The organism is Sutterella sp. KLE1602 (assembly GCF_001578585.1).
Taxonomy (GTDB): Bacteria; Pseudomonadota; Gammaproteobacteria; order Burkholderiales; family Burkholderiaceae_F; genus Sutterella; species Sutterella wadsworthensis_A.
In genome coordinates this window covers 1-15,300 of sequence record NZ_KQ968533.1, presented here as the reverse complement: position 1 = coordinate 15,300, position 15,300 = coordinate 1, and the positions used below count along the sequence as shown (strand labels likewise).

Sequence of the window (15,300 nt, the reverse complement as noted above, 5' to 3'; positions counted from 1 at the left end):
TGCTCCAATGGTGTACCTGTATTATATTATAGGTACACTATTGGAGTCAATAAAAAAGTCCATGTGTTTCACGGACTTTTAGTTTGAAAGACCTACTCCCAACAGGGTTTCGTGGGGTCTTTCGACGACTTTTAGGGTTCAAAGGGATGACAGGCAAAGAATATCGGCAGTTGGAAGAATCCTGGATTCCTTGGGTTGTCCGTTCGGGATGGCATCTGAAAGATGGCACCGGGGTGTGGTCCGTCTTCGAATAATGGTGTTTTAAACCCACCATGCCTCTTTGTTGCGGGATCATGGGGCGGCCGTTACCGTTCATCTGAACGACAGCCGGTTGTGGTCCGATCGTTTTCTGTCGCCGACGGGCGGCTTCTTCCATGGCTGACGTCCGGCTGCCGTGGTCGGAGCCGGACGGAGGTCGCTCGGTGATTCGCGATCTTCGAAGCCTGGCGTTTCAAGACTTCGCGGCGGGGCTCGAAATCGACGACGCCTCTTGACCGAAAAAGACGGTTAACGCCCAAGCGGAAAGGGTCGCCATCGCTTTTGCGACGGCGGCCCTTTTTACGATGCAGGCAATGCTCAGAAGAGGTAGCGGACGCGGACGTTGCCGTTGACGCCCTTGGCTCCGCCCGTGGCCGACATTGCGCCGACGGAGGCCTCGACGTTCAGGCTGTCCGTCACGCGGCGGACGGCCGTCAGGGAGGCGTTGAATTCCGTCTCGTGCTTCTGATCGACGTCATAGGAGAGATAGCCCGAAGCGTTGGCGAGGTTGATCCCTACGGTGTCGAGATCGTTCCAAACGTTGCGGCGCACCGCCATCTGAGCGACCCAGGCGCTCTTGTCGGACTGTGCGACAAACTCAACGCCGGCCCCGAGATCCAGAGCGTAGTCCATGGTGGATTCGCGCTTCATGTATTCCGTGCGTCCCTCCCCGCTGTAGGTCGCGACGAAATCGGCGAGCAGCATGGGCTTGAACGTGACGGCATAGCCGCCGACGTCCGACAAGGGCACGCTGTACTTCAGGGCGTTGGAGCTCACCAGCGAGTAGGTGCGGTCGCGGAAGCTCTGCGGCCCCACCTGAATGGAGGTCGGGGTGAAGCTTCGGGACATGCTCGTGACGCCCGCCGTCAACATCGTCTGGAATTCAAAGCCGTTGGCATAGGCCTGGTTGGCATATCCCGTCAGCGCGTACATGCGTCCGTCGTCGTTGTTGAGCTCGTCTCGGTTGGAGACGTCGCCCACGGTGAACATGGCGCCGAGCACCGTGCGGGTGCCCTCGGCATTGCGCTGAATCGTGTCGTAGCCCACGCTCGTCGTGGCCGTTCGAAGGTGAAGGCCGTCGTCCTTGATGAGACTGCCGCCGACGTCCGCAAAGGCGGACTGATGCGCCGCATCAGCCTCCATGGCACGACCGATCATGGAGAGATCGCCCCCGGCTGCGGCCAGAGGATAGTCGGACGGACTCGTGCGGTAGGCCACTTGGCGCAGGGACATCACGCGGTTGTCAACGCTCTGGCGCACGGGCGTCATCATGGGCTTCATGGGCTTGAGGCGTGCGAAGTCGCCAAGCATTTTGTCGGCCTTGGTAAGCGTGTTGCTCAGACTCTGCGCGCCCAGCGCCTGATTTTCGTTCGAAAGGGCGCTGTCGATCGCAACTTCCATCAGGGCGCGTCCGCCTGAGGCGTTGTGCCGCATCATCGACTCGAAGAGGTCGGAGAGATGAGGGTCGGAGAAGGCGGAACCGAAGAGCTGTTCGAGCGCATCTGGAAGCGTATCCGTGCCGAGGCGCTTGAATTCAAACGTGATGTCGTTGGCGCTCTGGTGATAGGAGACGACCGGGAGCTTTCCTTCAAGGTTGAACTGAACGTGCTTGTTGGTGCGTTGGTCGTCGATCCCTTCGGACGTCGTCACGAGCGTATAGGTCTTGTCGTACGCATAGTTGCCCGTGGCAAGGTAATCGTCGGAAAACGACGCCGAAACCCGGGCCTGCTCTCCAAGCGTCAGCTTTTGAGCGCCGAGACCGACGATGGCCTGATCGCTGTAGGGGTGGCTCGGGTCGAGCGACGTGAGTGCGAGCGAGCGGTCGACGGTCAGCGAGCCGCCCATGCGCGTGAGACCCTGCGTCGTGAGATGCTGCGTGCGCAGTTCGGCCCCCTTGAGCAAAACGGAGTTTTCCTCGTTCATCGTCCATTTCGGCAGTTCGATGACGCCTCTTTCACCGCCGTAGATGGCTCCGATCTTCGTCGACTCGTCGTGCACCTTGACTTGAGCCCTCTGAGCATAGAGACGGTCCATGGAGATCGAGGAGGAGGCATCCTTTTGGATGTTCACGACCTGCTTGTTGTCGGAGGCGATTACTTCTCCGAGCGCAAGCCGCGAGCTGTTGCGAAGGGTGATGCCGTTGTCGAGGAGCTGGGTGAGTGCGACGGCGCCTCCGTTGAAGGAGGAGTTGTCGAGATCAAAGCCCGCCTTCATTTCATGCAGGTGAGCGTTGAACACGGAGTCCCTGGCCTTGATGCTGCCCTCGTAATAGATCGTGTCGTTGGCGACCGACGCGCCCTCGTGCAGCGTTTGACGGAACCCGAACGACTGATTGTCGGCGTTTGTCGTGATGTTCTTGGTGATGTACTGATCGATGTAGAGCTTGACGTCGCCGCCGATGTTCATCGTGGACTTGTTGGCGTCGATGTTGCCGATGACGACCGTGTTGCGTCCGATGTCGACGATGGCATTGTCGAGCTTCAGGGTGTCGAACTTGTAGAGACGCGTTTCCCAATCGGGCTGATTGAAGGCGGCGGGCTGATTCTTGCCGTACCAATCCTGGCCCGAATTCTGGATGGCTTCGCCCTCGTACTTGTTGAGTCCGGGTGTGGGATTGTGGGTGTAGGCCCGGTCATCGAAGTAGATGGCGTGCGTGGTCGGCAGGCCCTGCATCGTCAGGGAGGCATTGGTCACTTCGATGTTGCCCTTGATGTCGGCGCCGCCGTCAAGGACGAGATGGGTGTTCGCATTGCCCGGAGCCGGCAGAGAGCCGGAGGCGGCCTCATAGGAGTGCTTCAGGTTGAGGTTGCCCTTCACCTGGCCGTGGAACTGATAGCGGCCTTCGGTGTTGCGGATCGACAAGTCGGCCCTGGTGTCCGACGTATTGGTAAAGACCGCACCGTCGTCGGACGCGTAGATCCGCTTGAAGTCGAGTGAATGCCCGTTCATGTCGACCGTGCCGCCGCGCTCCGTAAAGACGAGGTTGTTCGAGTCCCCGTCCATGTTGAGGGCGTCCTTGTGACCGAGCTTCACCGTGCTGATGCCGTTTGCGAGGTAAACCAAATCGAAGGTCTTTTCAGCGTTGAGCACGGCCGTGCCGTTGCCGATTCTCAGCTGGTTGCCCTGCTGCACGTTGTAGTTGACGGTACCGGCCCCGATCTGGTGCATGTTGTTGTTCTTGACGCCCGAGACATTCCAGTCAACCACGGTGCCTGCGCCGACGTTGAGGCCGGCTCCCGAGAGCGAGTGCGCGGCATTGCCTTCGGAGGACTTGGAGGTGACGGCATATGTCTTGTCGGCGTCAAAGATGAGGCCGCCGCTCCCCAGGTCGACGTTGCGGTCGATTTCAATCGTGCCGCCGCCTGTGAGGACCAGATCCTTGTCGTTTCGCTTGCCTTCCGCCAGGGTGCTGCCGCGATAGACGTCGACGCTGCCGCCGTTGACCTTGATCCCGGTCGCATCCTCGTTGAAGGTTAAGGTGCTGCCGTTGAGCGCGACGTCCTTCGACCACTTCTCCTTGAATTTCTTGAAGTCGGCGTTTTTGAAGGACGTTGCCCGGTACCAGGTGTGTCCGCCGCCGCTCACGATGAATGCCGTGGTGCCGTAGACGACCCACTTCTTTTGAACGTTGTCGTAGACGAGGGCCATGGAGCCGCTGTCGCCGGACGTTACCTGATTCTTGAAGGTGTTTTTGTCGAAATCCTGGAAGTGGCCCTGGCCCCATTGGTAAAGGCTTTCATAGATGCCCCCGGTTTGGAAGTCGCGGTTGTAGGCATTGAGAAAGCCGTTGGTCGTCTTGCCGTCGGAGAGGTTCACGGAGCCGTTGCCGACGCGATAGATCAAAATGCGGCGCTTGCCCTGATAATCCGTGCCGTATCGCTCGAGCGCCTGTTCGTTCGTGAGGCTGAAGTCAGCGCCTTCGTCATAGCCGGTGGTTTCGACGACGAACTTGTTGTAGCGCAGGTACGCAATGTCGGCCTTGCCTTCGTCAACCAGCATGTGGTCGACCTTCTGATAGATGGAATGGCCGTACTGCGGGCGAAGGATGCTGCCGCCGTTGAGATTGTTGTGCCGCACGGTCAGGCCGAAGGCGCTCCCAAGGGAGGCGGCTGCGCCGTGGATTTCGGCGGCGGAGAAGTCGGGAAGCGGCAGATCGGGCAGCTTGAAGAGGCTGCCGTCCTTCTTCTGAATGGTCACGCCGACGGCGCCGGGCTTGAAGACGCCCTTGTTTTGACCGAAGTCCAGATAGTCGCGCACCCAGTGATTGTTGTAGTGCAGCGTGTTGGCATGGAGATGAGGCGAGACGGCAAGCGCGATGGCGGGCAAGGCCGCAAGGAAGGCTTGCTTGAGGGGCTTGATTGTCAGATGTTTCATGGATGTGAGGCGCGAAAGCCTCTGCCTGCCGGACAGAGGAGAAAGCGCCCGTCCTCCTTCCGTGGTGGTTAAAGAAGTGCTTCTCAAGGGAAAAGCACGAGCTTCCCGCTTTCGATGCGTAGACGAGAGGGCTGTGCGCACTCGGGCCTTTGCACATCAAAAGCACGGGAGGATCGGCGTGCGAAAAAGAAACCGATCCGCCCGTTGAGCTTGTTTCGGTCAAGCCGTCGACGGCTCCTGACCGGATATTTCAATAGGTTTTGCTTTGGGGCCCGCCGGGCGGCCGGCAGGAAGATGGGGTTCGCCCGTGCCGGCAGAGGGCCGGGCGAACCCGATTCCGTTGAAAGACTCTGCGCGTTCCGTCATTGCCGCTTATGGTGAGCGCGCCTAAGACGCCATGGTTTGATCCGCTAGCGGTAAAAAAAGGAAAACGCGTTTTCAGGCGGACGGTTGACGTCCCTATTTCTTGGTCAGGCTGTCCGCCGTCCGCCAGAATCGTCTTTCGAGTTCCATGCGAACTACAAGGTCCTCAACGACCTGATTGAGCGCAATGCGCATGCAGAACATCCATTGATCGCGAAGCGCAGGCGTGATGGGCATGAACCGGTGAGCCTCTCTGAGCATCGGCATGCCGTGCGTCTTTTGATAAAGTGCAGGCCCCCCGAGCCACATGGTTAGATAAAGGTTCATGCGCTCTTCATAGCAGGACAAGTCCATGGGGTAGGCATTTCGGAGCGATTGAACTTCAGGGTAGGTCTGAAGCACCTGAAGATACGCAGCGACGAGTTTCTTCACGCCAGCCTCTCCACCGATTCTGTCGAAAAATGAGTTGGTGGACATAGTTGTTTTTTTCTGCCGTCAGTCCTTGAAAAAGGACGTGTGTGTAAGGGAAGTCGCTCGAATCAAGGCTGACGCCTGATCCTAAAGCGGGGTTTGTGCGAAACCGCTTGCAAAAGAAGGGGATTGCAGAGAGCGGCTCGGGATTTTACCCCGTGCGCTCCTCGGCACCTGTCTGATGCCGAGTACCTGGAAACAGGGCTTGGCTGCGAGCCGTATTAAGCAATGGAAAGCAAAGTGTGAATGACGTCAATGCATTTGTCGGTCGTTCCGGCGATGCTTGGGGATGTCAGATATTTGCCTTTGATGCCGATGGCCGGCGTGCCGTTGAGCTTGTACTGGGAGGCCGTTTTCTGGGCCCACTCCAGGCGGCTCCACGTGAATTTGTTGTGAAGCGCGGTGAGCCAGGAGCCTTCATTGAGGCCTTTGGCCTTGATCCAGACCGTCAGGTCCTTGTTGAGGTCCTCAGTCGTCTTCCAGTGATGTTCCGCATACAGAATCCAATGCCAGAGCTCTTCGTGCAGATCGGTGCGATTCAATCGCTTCAATGCAAAATAGGCTTGAGAGAAAATGATGTGGGAGGTGTCAAGCAGCACGGGAACGTCCACCAAGGTGTATCCCGCATTTTTCAATTCGCCGCGCAAACGCTCCACATGCGGATGGAATCTGTAGCAATGCCCGCAGGCATAACTGAAAAAGTTGTAGATGCCGTCGGCGGCGGGTTGAGCGAGCTCAACGTAGCCTTTCGCATTTTCCTTTGCCGAAAGCGCTGCGGGGGCCGTCAAGGCCATTGCACCCCCAACGGCATTGCATAAAAAATTTCGACGAGACAACATAATTTCTATTCACACAAAAAGACTCCACATTGTGTAGATGGCCAAAGTGCGGAGTCGAAGGATTGTCGGCTGTGCATTTGGACGGAAAAAGTTCCGAAGACGGACAGGGTTATCCTTCAGAACACAACCAGTCTGTTTTCCAAATGCTTCGTGATGCCATGACGGCCCGAATCAGTCAAATTGCCGACCCTACTCGTTGCAGTTTGCCCAATCCTGTTTTTGCCGTCATGACTTCACGAAATCGTTTGCCTAGCTTTATTGATAGGTGACGGTGAATTCCGCCTTGCCCTCAAATGCCCCGGCCTGTGCGGCGACTCCGTCTTGGTCAACGTCGACCACTCGGGCCTGGGCGTAGCACACGGGGACCCAAGCGTTCGGATCAATCGCTTGCGGGACGGAGAATTGCTTTCGTCGGAAGGGCGTTCCTCCGGCGTCGTCCTCCGTCAGAAAAATCCTGACCTTCTTTTTGTTCGTCGAGACAAAGCCTTGATCAGGCCCCCCTGGATCGCTCCCCGGATTGTTGCCGATCTGCGCGCCGATGTCACGCGTAAATTCGATCGACTGAACGGCTGAAACACTCTGGCAGTCCTTGAAGCGGAAGGCGAGCGGAATGGTAGGGCCGGCACTTCCTGTTTTGTTGGAGAAGGTGCCCATGTTGATGATGCCGTTTGCAGCCTGACCCGGACCGACTTCTACGGTGCACTGCTTTGCTAGGATGTCAACGGTAAAGAGCAAGGTGGCAGAGGTTGGTTGAGCTAGAGCAGATAATGGCGTGCATGCCAACATCAAGCTCATCATGAAATTTGATACACGCATTTCGGTTCTCACTTAAAGTCAATTGAGATGGTTGCGGAGGCGCTATATTGGCCGCCTTCAACCTCTCCCGGTTGCTTGCAAAGCCTCCAGTAGATTTGTTTTGAGCCGCTTATGGCGTCGGTAACACCACCAAAAGAATCAGGATTTGGGGACAGATTTCCCACTTCAAGCGTAGTGGACGACGTCCCGCATTCTTGATCGGGATTCAGATCGCCTTCAATATAAATATTAGGGGCTACTTTGTTGGGATTTTTGGCTAGGCCAATTTTAGTTTTCCCGTTGATCTGAACTTCGTTCGCGGCCTTCAACGTTGCAGAAAGAACGGAATGAGTAACGTTTGAGCCGGAAATATATCTACCAATGGATGTATCGTTATATCCAGAGCAGTTTAGTTTTAATGTAGCTACACGTTCTACACCAATTTTTCCGTTTTGGGCAGTACTGACAGACAAAGACCCAAAATCGATGGATGAGGGATCAAATTGCAATGTGCATTGCCTGTCATTAAGCTTAACTATCTGTGGTGAAGATACCATGAGTGTACCTGTGGTAGATTGAACCGAACCATCGTCTGATTCTAGTGTAATTGTCATCATGACAGAGGGCATTCTTAATTTTCTGGCCAACATATTCAACTGGCCGTTTGAAAGGTTTTTGATTTTCGATTTATCAATGCCTAATGACAATGTGTTAGGGTTGAAGCCTAACTTGTAGCGAAAATGTGTAAACCCTTGACCTTTCACTGCCTCATGTGAAAGTGGAATTCCACGGGAAACTTGTGACCACGACCATGTAGCATTTTCTTGTCCGGAGTACACGCAATCAGTATTGTTGTTCCATTTGCATTTGTCAGCCTGAACTGTGAACCAAGCGTTATTTAAGCCTAACAAAACATATGGCGTTTCTTCTCCCCACTCTGTTACGAGTGGCAACCTTTCGCTTGGGTTTTGCCCACCAATATTCCATTTGAACCAGACCCTATGGCCAACTCCAATCATTTTGTGGAATCGATTGTTTTTATCAAAATAGTTAATCGGTTCATCAAATATAATGTCTGAAGACAGGCCACCCAATTCAGCAAAACCACAATCCTCACCACTAAGACATCTGGAATTGTCAATGTATTTTGGCCATGTAATTCCTGCGTGTATATTCGTTGCCAACAAGAGTGCGACCAACGGAATAGAAAACTTTTTCATCATTTCGTCCCTCAATTCACGCTCGTAAGCGTCTGGGTAACTACAGAAATAAAATCGCCGTTTTGTGATTCGGTCTTTTCCGGCAATTCGTACTTGAACATCTTCTGACCTTCACCGACCTTCACGGTCAGCGTTCCGGTCTGCGGCAAGGCCGTCAAATAGACGCGGCCGCCTTCACCGACAAGCCCCTGAACGACGGGATCGACTTTGCCGTCCCCATCAAGCAGAGCCACGGTGGAACCGAAAGGCAAGGGCTTGCCGTCGGCCGACTGCAAAATGAAGACGGCCTGCTGCCCGAAGCGCACGGGGTAGGTCACGCGAACGATCGAACCCTGGACCGGAATCACCACCCTGTTCGAGCTGTCGAGCAGCATTGCGCCTTCGGGCAGGGTTGCCGGGGCAATGGCGATTTCGTTCTTGGTGTAATTGGTCAGGTAGGACATCACGCCGTGGCCGAAGTAGTCGGTCTTGGTGTCGAAATACTGGGACACGCGCACACCCGAAACGTCCGGCACCTCGACAATGGCGATGGAGTCATAGGCGCGGGAGGCGGCCGTAATGCCGGTGCGGTGGAAGACCAGTGCGCCGTTCATGCCGAGGTGATAGCTGTCGGCGTAGTGGTTGTGGTCATAGCCCATGTTGGCACCAAAACGATCGCCCTGGTAGGCCAGGTTGATGGAGGACGCACGGTCTTCGTGGCCGCCGAGCTCCTGAGATGCCGTCCAGTTCCAGTCCAGATCATCGGAGTAGCCCGTCATGACAACGCTTTGACGATAGGTCTTCTCGCCGGACATGGACTTGTCCATGCGGCCCTGGTAGCTGACCGACGTGTTGTTGACGAAGCTGCTTGTTGAATGCTTGAAGAAGAGATCGAACGGAATGTTCAGGTTGAGCATGACCGAGTGACTGGAATCCCAGTGTCGATTGCCTGCGGCCCCCACCTGCTGGTAGTTGCGCCCGTAGTTGAGGGATACGCCGACGCCATTGACGGAGGTGTAGTAGCCGACATTGAACGTCTTGACGTCGGGAGACGAGCCGTGGTACGTCGCATAGTCGGCGCCGAGCGACAGGCTGCCGTAGTCGCCGAGCTGCTGGGTGAGCGAAAGCTGCCAGCGGCTGCGCATCTTCCCGTTTGCCGCCCACAGGCTGGAGGAGGGCGTGCCGTAGGAGACATACTCCTCGAGCGTCGCGTAGTTGCCGGTGATGTACTGATAGTTGGCGAGGTTGACGGTGGTGCCCGTCTCCATCAGCGTCTTTTCATACCGGAGTCGCCATGCGGCGCCGCTCCCCTCTTTCACGCCGTAATAGTCGTCGCCCTCATGGGTGGACTGGATGACGTCTGCTGCGAGCGCGCCGTACCTGCCCATGGAGAGGCCGGTTCCCAGCGCGAAGGCGTAATAGTCGTTGGCGAGGATCGTGCCGCCGTAGAGGGTGACGTCGTAAGGCAGGCCGTAGCCTAGCGTGCCCATGAAGACCGGCGTGTCCTTCACCTTGGAGGACATGTTCTTGCGATAGTAGCGGCCGGCGTTGAAGTCGTAGCGGAACTGGCCTTCGCGGAGCATGTTCGGCACGGAGGAGTACGGCACCATCATGATGCGTTCGGTGCCGTCGGATTCGCGAATCACGACTTCCAAGTCGCCGTAGTTGCCAAAGCTGGGCAGGTTCTCCAGACGGAAGGGGCCCGGCGCAACGTTCACCGTATGAACAACATGGCCGTTCTGGCGAATCAGGATCTGGGCATTGGTGTTGGCGATGCCTTCAATGATCGGCGCATAGGTGCGGTCCCGGCGGGGAAGCATCTGCTCGTTCGTCGAGAGGCGAACGCCGCGCAGGGGAATCGTGTCGAAGATTTCACCGGAGGTGTTGATCTCGCCGATCTGAAGCGTGCCCTTGACGGCCGGAACATCGCGCTGCAGGTAGGTGTTCCACAGGTCCCACTCGTGGGTGTTGGAGCTGTAGTCGCCCGCCTTCACATGGTTGACGGAGAAGGCGCCGCTCGAATGGAGACGCCAGGCGCCGATGTTGAACTTGCCGGAGAGATTGGCATAGAGGTTCGTGGATTCGTAATCGCTCGAGCGGCTGTTGAGATGCGTGCCCGTCACCGTGTAGTTGAGCACGGCGCCCGTTTCGCCGTAGTCCCAGAGGTCTTCGGAGGCGATGTCGACCCAGCCGTCGTTTTCCGCAACATGGATTTGCGGAATGGACATTTCAAGCTTCATCTCCTGCGAATTCACGGTGAAGCGAACGCCCTCGATCTTGGACGAAATCGGGAAGACTTCGGCGTTTTCATCCATGTCGACGAACTGCTTGAGCACTTCGTCCTTAAGCGGCAGGGCGCGGATTTCCTTCACGCGCAAAACCGGCTCAAGGGCGCCGTCATAGTCGAGAACCTCGTAGTTGGCGTTGGCGAAATGGTCCCCATTGATTCGGAGTTCGAAGCGATAGACGCCCGGGGGGAGGTTGTAGCCCTTTTCGATAAAGGACATATCCACATCCTGCCCCGCCGGGACCAGCGCCCTAATCATTTCCGGCGAATAGGCCACCTGTTGAGCCTGAGCCGCCCAGGCCGTCGTGATGAGGACGGCCAGAGGAAGTAGTTTAAATGTGCGGTTCATAGTTAAAGATCTTGGGTTAAAGGCTTGGTAGCGAAGCCGCCGTCGTTCAGAAGCGTCCAAGTAATGGAACGGATGTCGGGATCCGCCAACGGGATCTCAACGTGCCCGAAAGGGTCGATCATTGAGACCTCATTGGGTACCGGAATCTCTGCCTTCTCAGACCTTAGGGAATTGAGGGTTAGAAAATAGGCCGATTTGTTGATGACTTTGAGTGTCTTTTCGTTGAGCTTGAAGTCGAGCTCGTGCGTCACATCGTCGATGGCGTCGTAATCGTCCTTGAGCTTGGCCGGACGGTAGAACATCTTCATCGTCAGGACGTAGGAGGTCGACAAGCCGATCCCGGCGCCGTTTTCCGACTCGGCTGCCGCCGGAATGAAATGGCCCCTCAGGTAAAACAGACTTTCGCGATCTTCCGGCAATTGGCTGTTGAGCTGAACGACCTGGGCCAACTTCCTTTCGCCGGGCTGCAGGTGAACAACTTCAGGCGTAACGATGAAGTTCGGGCTGAATCTGAGCTTGTCCCTGGTGAGGACCTGACCGTGAAAGAGCAAAGGCTTGTCGGTATCGTTCAGGGCCGGAAAGGAAACTCGCTTTTCATCGGAATGAAAGACCAGGCGGGTGGAAATGCCCAGACTGACGCTCCCCTTGGAGGCGTATGGCGCGGACATCACGCTCATGAGCGCGCAGCAGACGGCGCAGGCGGAGATTCTTGGGAGATACCTTGACAAAGTCACTTTGCAATCCTTCCGCGGTTACTTCTGATTCAACGGCACCTCAACGTGGTTGCCGAGCTCGTCGATATAGGAAAACGACACGATGTCCCGGGGCTTCACATCAAGTTTCCATTCCTTCTCGGAAAGCGGAAGGACGATGTCCTTGATGGGGAAGGTCTTGGCGGAGGACTTCAGGTTGACCAGAGACATGGAAACCTTGGAGGGATTGACCGCCTTGATGCCGGTCTTGGTGGGTTCCCAACGAATCTGCTCGGCCGCGCCGCTGCACTTTTCATCCAGGCCCTTGGGACGGTAGAAAAGCTTGATGCGCTGGGCCAGTGCGAATTCAATCGTGTTGCCCTGTTCGGCCTTGTTGCCGTTGGCGAGAATGGTCGTCACTCGAAGCCAGAAGACGGATTCGCGGTCCTGCGGCAGCTGTTCCAGAAGAACCACCTGTGCCTGCGAGGTGGATTTGGGAGGAATTTGAAAGATCGAGGGAGAGCTGGCAAAGGCCGTCGAAGGCGTGCCGTCGAAATTCATGACGCTCGCCTTGGCGAGAGCCGGCGCATCGTAATGATTGGAAACGCCGAAGCTCACGCTGGTTTTGCCTTCTTCAAAGAGGACTCGGGAACGATCGAGCTGAAAGCCGCCAGACGAAGCTTGAGAAGCCGTCAGCAGAAGGCTCAACACGCCGGCGACCAACGCTTTCTGTAATGTCATATCTTTTCTCTTTAAAAAAAAGGCAACAGAAGAGGAGCTACTGTTGCCTTTCGACCGGAATTAGGATCTGTTACTGCATCGTAACTTCAAACATGGCCTTAGCCGTGATGTCCTTAGCAGCTGTCATCTGATCTGCAGTCTTCGAGGCAGCGAGCGTCGCGTAGCCAACCTTGATGGCAGCTGCGCCGCCCTTGTTGATCGCAACCGGGCCATCCATCAGGCTGATGCCTTCCTGACCTGGGGTGGCGGTTGCATCTTTAAAGAGCTTGACCACGACATAGTCCTTGTCGGTGGACAGCACGCCTTTCGTGATGTCCGACTGGTCGCGGTTCGTCATCGTAAGGTCTTCAATGAGCTCCACTTTGGTGACGCTGGTTTCGGAGCCGCATCCGTCAATCTGGAAAACGAGGGGAACCATGGGACCGTGGTCGCCGACCTTCTTGACATTGTTCTTGTTGAGCGTGCCGAGGTTCAGGGTGGTGCTGCCGTTATCGAGCTTGATGTTGCAGGTGGATTCGGAGACGGCACCCTTGAAGGTGATCTCAACGGAATCGGCGTTGGCGGAGGAGATGGCGAAAGCGCCGAGGAGAGCCATCAGGCAAGCAGACTTCTTCATTTCTTATCCTTAAAAGTCAGTTTGTCTTCAAATTAGGAGAGTTTTTCCTGGCATCACAAACGCCCTTGGTCAGATGACTGGAACATCAGTGATTCAAGAAGGATCCAGACGGAACGTCTTTGGACAAGACCCACTTTATTTCAAAAGCAAACATTTGAAGTCCGAGGGTTAACCCTGTAGGTAGTTTGTATTAGAATGGCATAAAAACCGTTGAGCAGCAGTCGTTTTCAAACGGCCTTATATGAAAACTACGAATTAGGGTGGGTCCCGATGATCAAAAAAAACGTGCCACGTGGCACAGTTGGCACAAAAATGGCACGACACACCCAAAAAAAGTTCAGACTGCAGAAACCCTGAGATATCAGTCAAACAGCCTGTCTTTCAGGGGGTTTGATGGGCGATACGGTTTTTGGCACGACCTTTCCTTTTTTTGCCAGCCTATTCCTTTACCGTTTATTGATCTTTAAACTTTTCGTCACCAGCTGAAATCCACCTGAGCGTTTGCTGAAACGAGGAACGAGGTTCTGAAGTTTGAATTTGGCATGTGACATCCGGGGGCGTGGAAGCGGGCCGGCGGAAGTGTCATGTCTTCGGGTTTCAACTATCCGCTGATTAAAGATATTAGGTTTCCCCCCCCCAGCAACAATTTTTCACTTTGCGTTGATACTATTTCTTTAGTTCAACAGAGGCCAATGCAACTGTGAGCATACGATGGAGTGAGGTTTCTGTTGTTGGGGCTTTGCGCTAATCAGTCATCAACTCACTATGTCTGTCTCTACAGAAATACGAGTCGTATTGGATTCAATAGATAGTCCAAGGTTGCTGCTTCGATCGGACTATACCGTTGCCTTTGCCAACCAGGCCTTTGTGAAAAGATATGGTCGAAACGACTATCTGGGCAGGCATTGTTATGAGCTGCTGTTTCAAAGAACCAAGCCTTGCGCCGCGTCCGGGTTCCCTTGTCCCTTGGATGAATCGGTGGCGACCCTCAAGCCCTGCAAGTATTTGAGGCATGAAAGCGGTCCTACGGGAACCACGTACTGGGATCTCGAAACGACGCCCATGCTCGCGAACGACGGCACGGCCCAGTATTTCGTCTCCTCCATTTCGCGCAGAACGGGCGACCTCACGCCGCTCACTTTGAAGGGGATCGTCAGTCGCTCCAAGAGCATTCAAAATCTGCTCAAGCAGATTTCGAAGATCACGACGCTCGAGCTTCCCGTGTTGCTTCTGGGCTCGCCCGGGGTGGGCAAGGGAGAGTTCGCACGCCTCATCCACGAAAATTCCCGGCGAGCCTCTCATGATTTCGTCACCATTGAGTGCGAAGGCTTGACGCCCGAGCGCCTGAGTCAAGAGCTTCAATACAATTCCACCGAAATGATGTCGCGCGGCGGCGGGACGCTCTACCTGTCCGACATTGCACTTCTTTCCAAGGAAATGCAGAGCACGCTTCTGAAAATCCTCAATACCGGGATGTGGACCATCAAGACGGACGACCACGAGGAAAAGGTCTATGCCGACTTGAGAGTGGTCTGCGGCTCGGAGTCCAGCTTGGCCGAGCTCGCCAACAATCCGAACCTACGCAAAGATTTTTTCCTTCGGTTCTCTGTCTGCCCCCTAGTCGTGCCCGGGCTTGACAAACGCAAGGAGGACATCCCCGAGCTGGTGGACATCATTCTTGAGGACATCAAGTCAAGGGGGATGAACATAGGAATCAGCTCCACCGCCATCGACTTTTTGCAGAACAAGGTGAACTGGGAAGGACACGTCACGGAGCTGCAGACGTTGATTCTGCGCGCCGCCATCTTTTGCGAGTCGCTCAAGATCCGGGCTCAGGATCTGATGATCGAAGACACGCGGCCGGAGAGCGTCAATGACGAGGATGCCCGCCTGCGCGAACTCTTGAAAAGCTGGGAAGGCTCGAAGGCGGATCTCGCCACCCGCCTGGGGATCAGTCTGCGAACGCTGTACCGCCGCATCGAGCATTTGGAAAAGCCGGAGGATGAGGAGGGAACGGCAGAGCCATCCGGACCGACGGCTGCGTCGGCCTCCTTGTGACGATCGTTGGGAGCTCTGAACAGGAAGGTCCGTTGTGCTACGAGGTGGATTTGCGTGCAGTACACTGCACGCGAAATCGTGCTTAAGTTCCGTGTACCCTAAAAGCAAAGAAACCCTCACTAGCTGGATCGCAAAAGGTGCGAAATTGTTAAAAGTCACTCATCAACAGGGGCCTTTCTCTTGCACCGCGGTGAGTGTATATGATATAATCATATACACTCATTAAAGGAGATCAAATGGCAGCTCGGAAGGAGTTCC

10 protein-coding genes are annotated in these 15,300 nt (G+C 55.5%); 1 reads left to right on the top strand and 9 read right to left on the bottom strand.

Going from position 1 to position 15,300, the window contains the following annotated elements; translation table 11 throughout:
* Positions 1-576: 576 nt before the first annotated feature.
* From HMPREF3036_RS05940 to HMPREF3036_RS05905, 9 genes are all read right to left on the bottom strand, one after another.
* Positions 577-4,632, bottom strand: a complete 4,056-nt coding sequence (locus HMPREF3036_RS05940) for a S6 family peptidase (protein WP_062332477.1) — start codon at positions 4,630-4,632, stop codon at positions 577-579.
* Positions 4,633-5,091: 459 nt separating this feature from the next.
* Positions 5,092-5,472: a group II truncated hemoglobin gene (locus HMPREF3036_RS05935; RefSeq protein WP_062332474.1), complete on the bottom strand. Its 381-nt coding sequence runs from the start codon at positions 5,470-5,472 to the stop codon at positions 5,092-5,094.
* Between the two features lie 215 nt (positions 5,473-5,687).
* On the bottom strand, positions 5,688-6,260 hold the full coding sequence (locus HMPREF3036_RS05930; protein WP_062332471.1) for a thioredoxin domain-containing protein: 573 nt from the start codon (positions 6,258-6,260) through the stop codon (positions 5,688-5,690).
* A gap of 300 nt (positions 6,261-6,560) precedes the next feature.
* Entirely contained in the window at positions 6,561-7,103 is a 543-nt protein-coding gene (locus tag HMPREF3036_RS05925; protein WP_062332468.1) for a fimbrial protein, read from the bottom strand.
* A gap of 26 nt (positions 7,104-7,129) precedes the next feature.
* Positions 7,130-8,323, bottom strand: a complete 1,194-nt coding sequence (locus HMPREF3036_RS11855) for a fimbrial protein (protein WP_156469752.1) — start codon at positions 8,321-8,323, stop codon at positions 7,130-7,132.
* Between the two features lie 8 nt (positions 8,324-8,331).
* Positions 8,332-10,845 (bottom strand): fimbria/pilus outer membrane usher protein, encoded by a 2,514-nt coding sequence (locus tag HMPREF3036_RS05920; RefSeq protein ID WP_255358803.1) that lies wholly within the window; start codon positions 10,843-10,845, stop codon positions 8,332-8,334.
* Between the two features lie 92 nt (positions 10,846-10,937).
* Positions 10,938-11,612 carry a fimbrial biogenesis chaperone gene (locus HMPREF3036_RS05915; protein WP_062332460.1) on the bottom strand — a complete coding sequence of 225 codons (675 nt, stop codon included), beginning with the start codon at positions 11,610-11,612 and terminating at the stop codon, positions 10,938-10,940.
* A gap of 75 nt (positions 11,613-11,687) precedes the next feature.
* Positions 11,688-12,350 (bottom strand): fimbrial biogenesis chaperone, encoded by a 663-nt coding sequence (locus HMPREF3036_RS05910; RefSeq protein WP_062332456.1) that lies wholly within the window; start codon positions 12,348-12,350, stop codon positions 11,688-11,690.
* A gap of 88 nt (positions 12,351-12,438) precedes the next feature.
* The gene (locus tag HMPREF3036_RS05905; protein WP_062332452.1) at positions 12,439-12,984 is read right to left on the bottom strand and encodes a fimbrial protein; all 546 of its coding nucleotides are present in this window, start codon (positions 12,982-12,984) and stop codon (positions 12,439-12,441) included.
* 765 nt (positions 12,985-13,749) lie between these two features.
* Here HMPREF3036_RS05905 and HMPREF3036_RS05900 point away from each other — a divergent pair.
* A complete protein-coding gene (locus HMPREF3036_RS05900; RefSeq protein WP_082897364.1) occupies positions 13,750-15,042 on the top strand; it encodes a sigma-54-dependent Fis family transcriptional regulator in 1,293 nt (430 codons plus the stop codon).
* Positions 15,043-15,300: the final 258 nt, after the last annotated feature.

What these genes read in the sequence shown, in the direction of transcription:
- HMPREF3036_RS05935 (WP_062332474.1), bottom strand. Translation starts at nt 5,472, where the DNA reads ATGTCCACCAACTCATTTTTCGACAGAATCGGTGGAGAGGCTGGCGTG.
- HMPREF3036_RS05925 (WP_062332468.1), bottom strand. Translation starts at nt 7,103, where the DNA reads ATGATGAGCTTGATGTTGGCATGCACGCCATTATCTGCTCTAGCTCAA.
- HMPREF3036_RS05940 (WP_062332477.1), bottom strand. Translation starts at nt 4,632, where the DNA reads ATGAAACATCTGACAATCAAGCCCCTCAAGCAAGCCTTCCTTGCGGCC.
- HMPREF3036_RS05900 (WP_082897364.1), top strand. Translation starts at nt 13,750, where the DNA reads ATGTCTGTCTCTACAGAAATACGAGTCGTATTGGATTCAATAGATAGT.
- HMPREF3036_RS05920 (WP_255358803.1), bottom strand. Translation starts at nt 10,845, where the DNA reads ATGATTAGGGCGCTGGTCCCGGCGGGGCAGGATGTGGATATGTCCTTT.
- HMPREF3036_RS11855 (WP_156469752.1), bottom strand. Translation starts at nt 8,323, where the DNA reads ATGATGAAAAAGTTTTCTATTCCGTTGGTCGCACTCTTGTTGGCAACG.
- HMPREF3036_RS05905 (WP_062332452.1), bottom strand. Translation starts at nt 12,984, where the DNA reads ATGAAGAAGTCTGCTTGCCTGATGGCTCTCCTCGGCGCTTTCGCCATC.
- HMPREF3036_RS05930 (WP_062332471.1), bottom strand. Translation starts at nt 6,260, where the DNA reads ATGGCCTTGACGGCCCCCGCAGCGCTTTCGGCAAAGGAAAATGCGAAA.
- HMPREF3036_RS05915 (WP_062332460.1), bottom strand. Translation starts at nt 11,612, where the DNA reads ATGAGCGTGATGTCCGCGCCATACGCCTCCAAGGGGAGCGTCAGTCTG.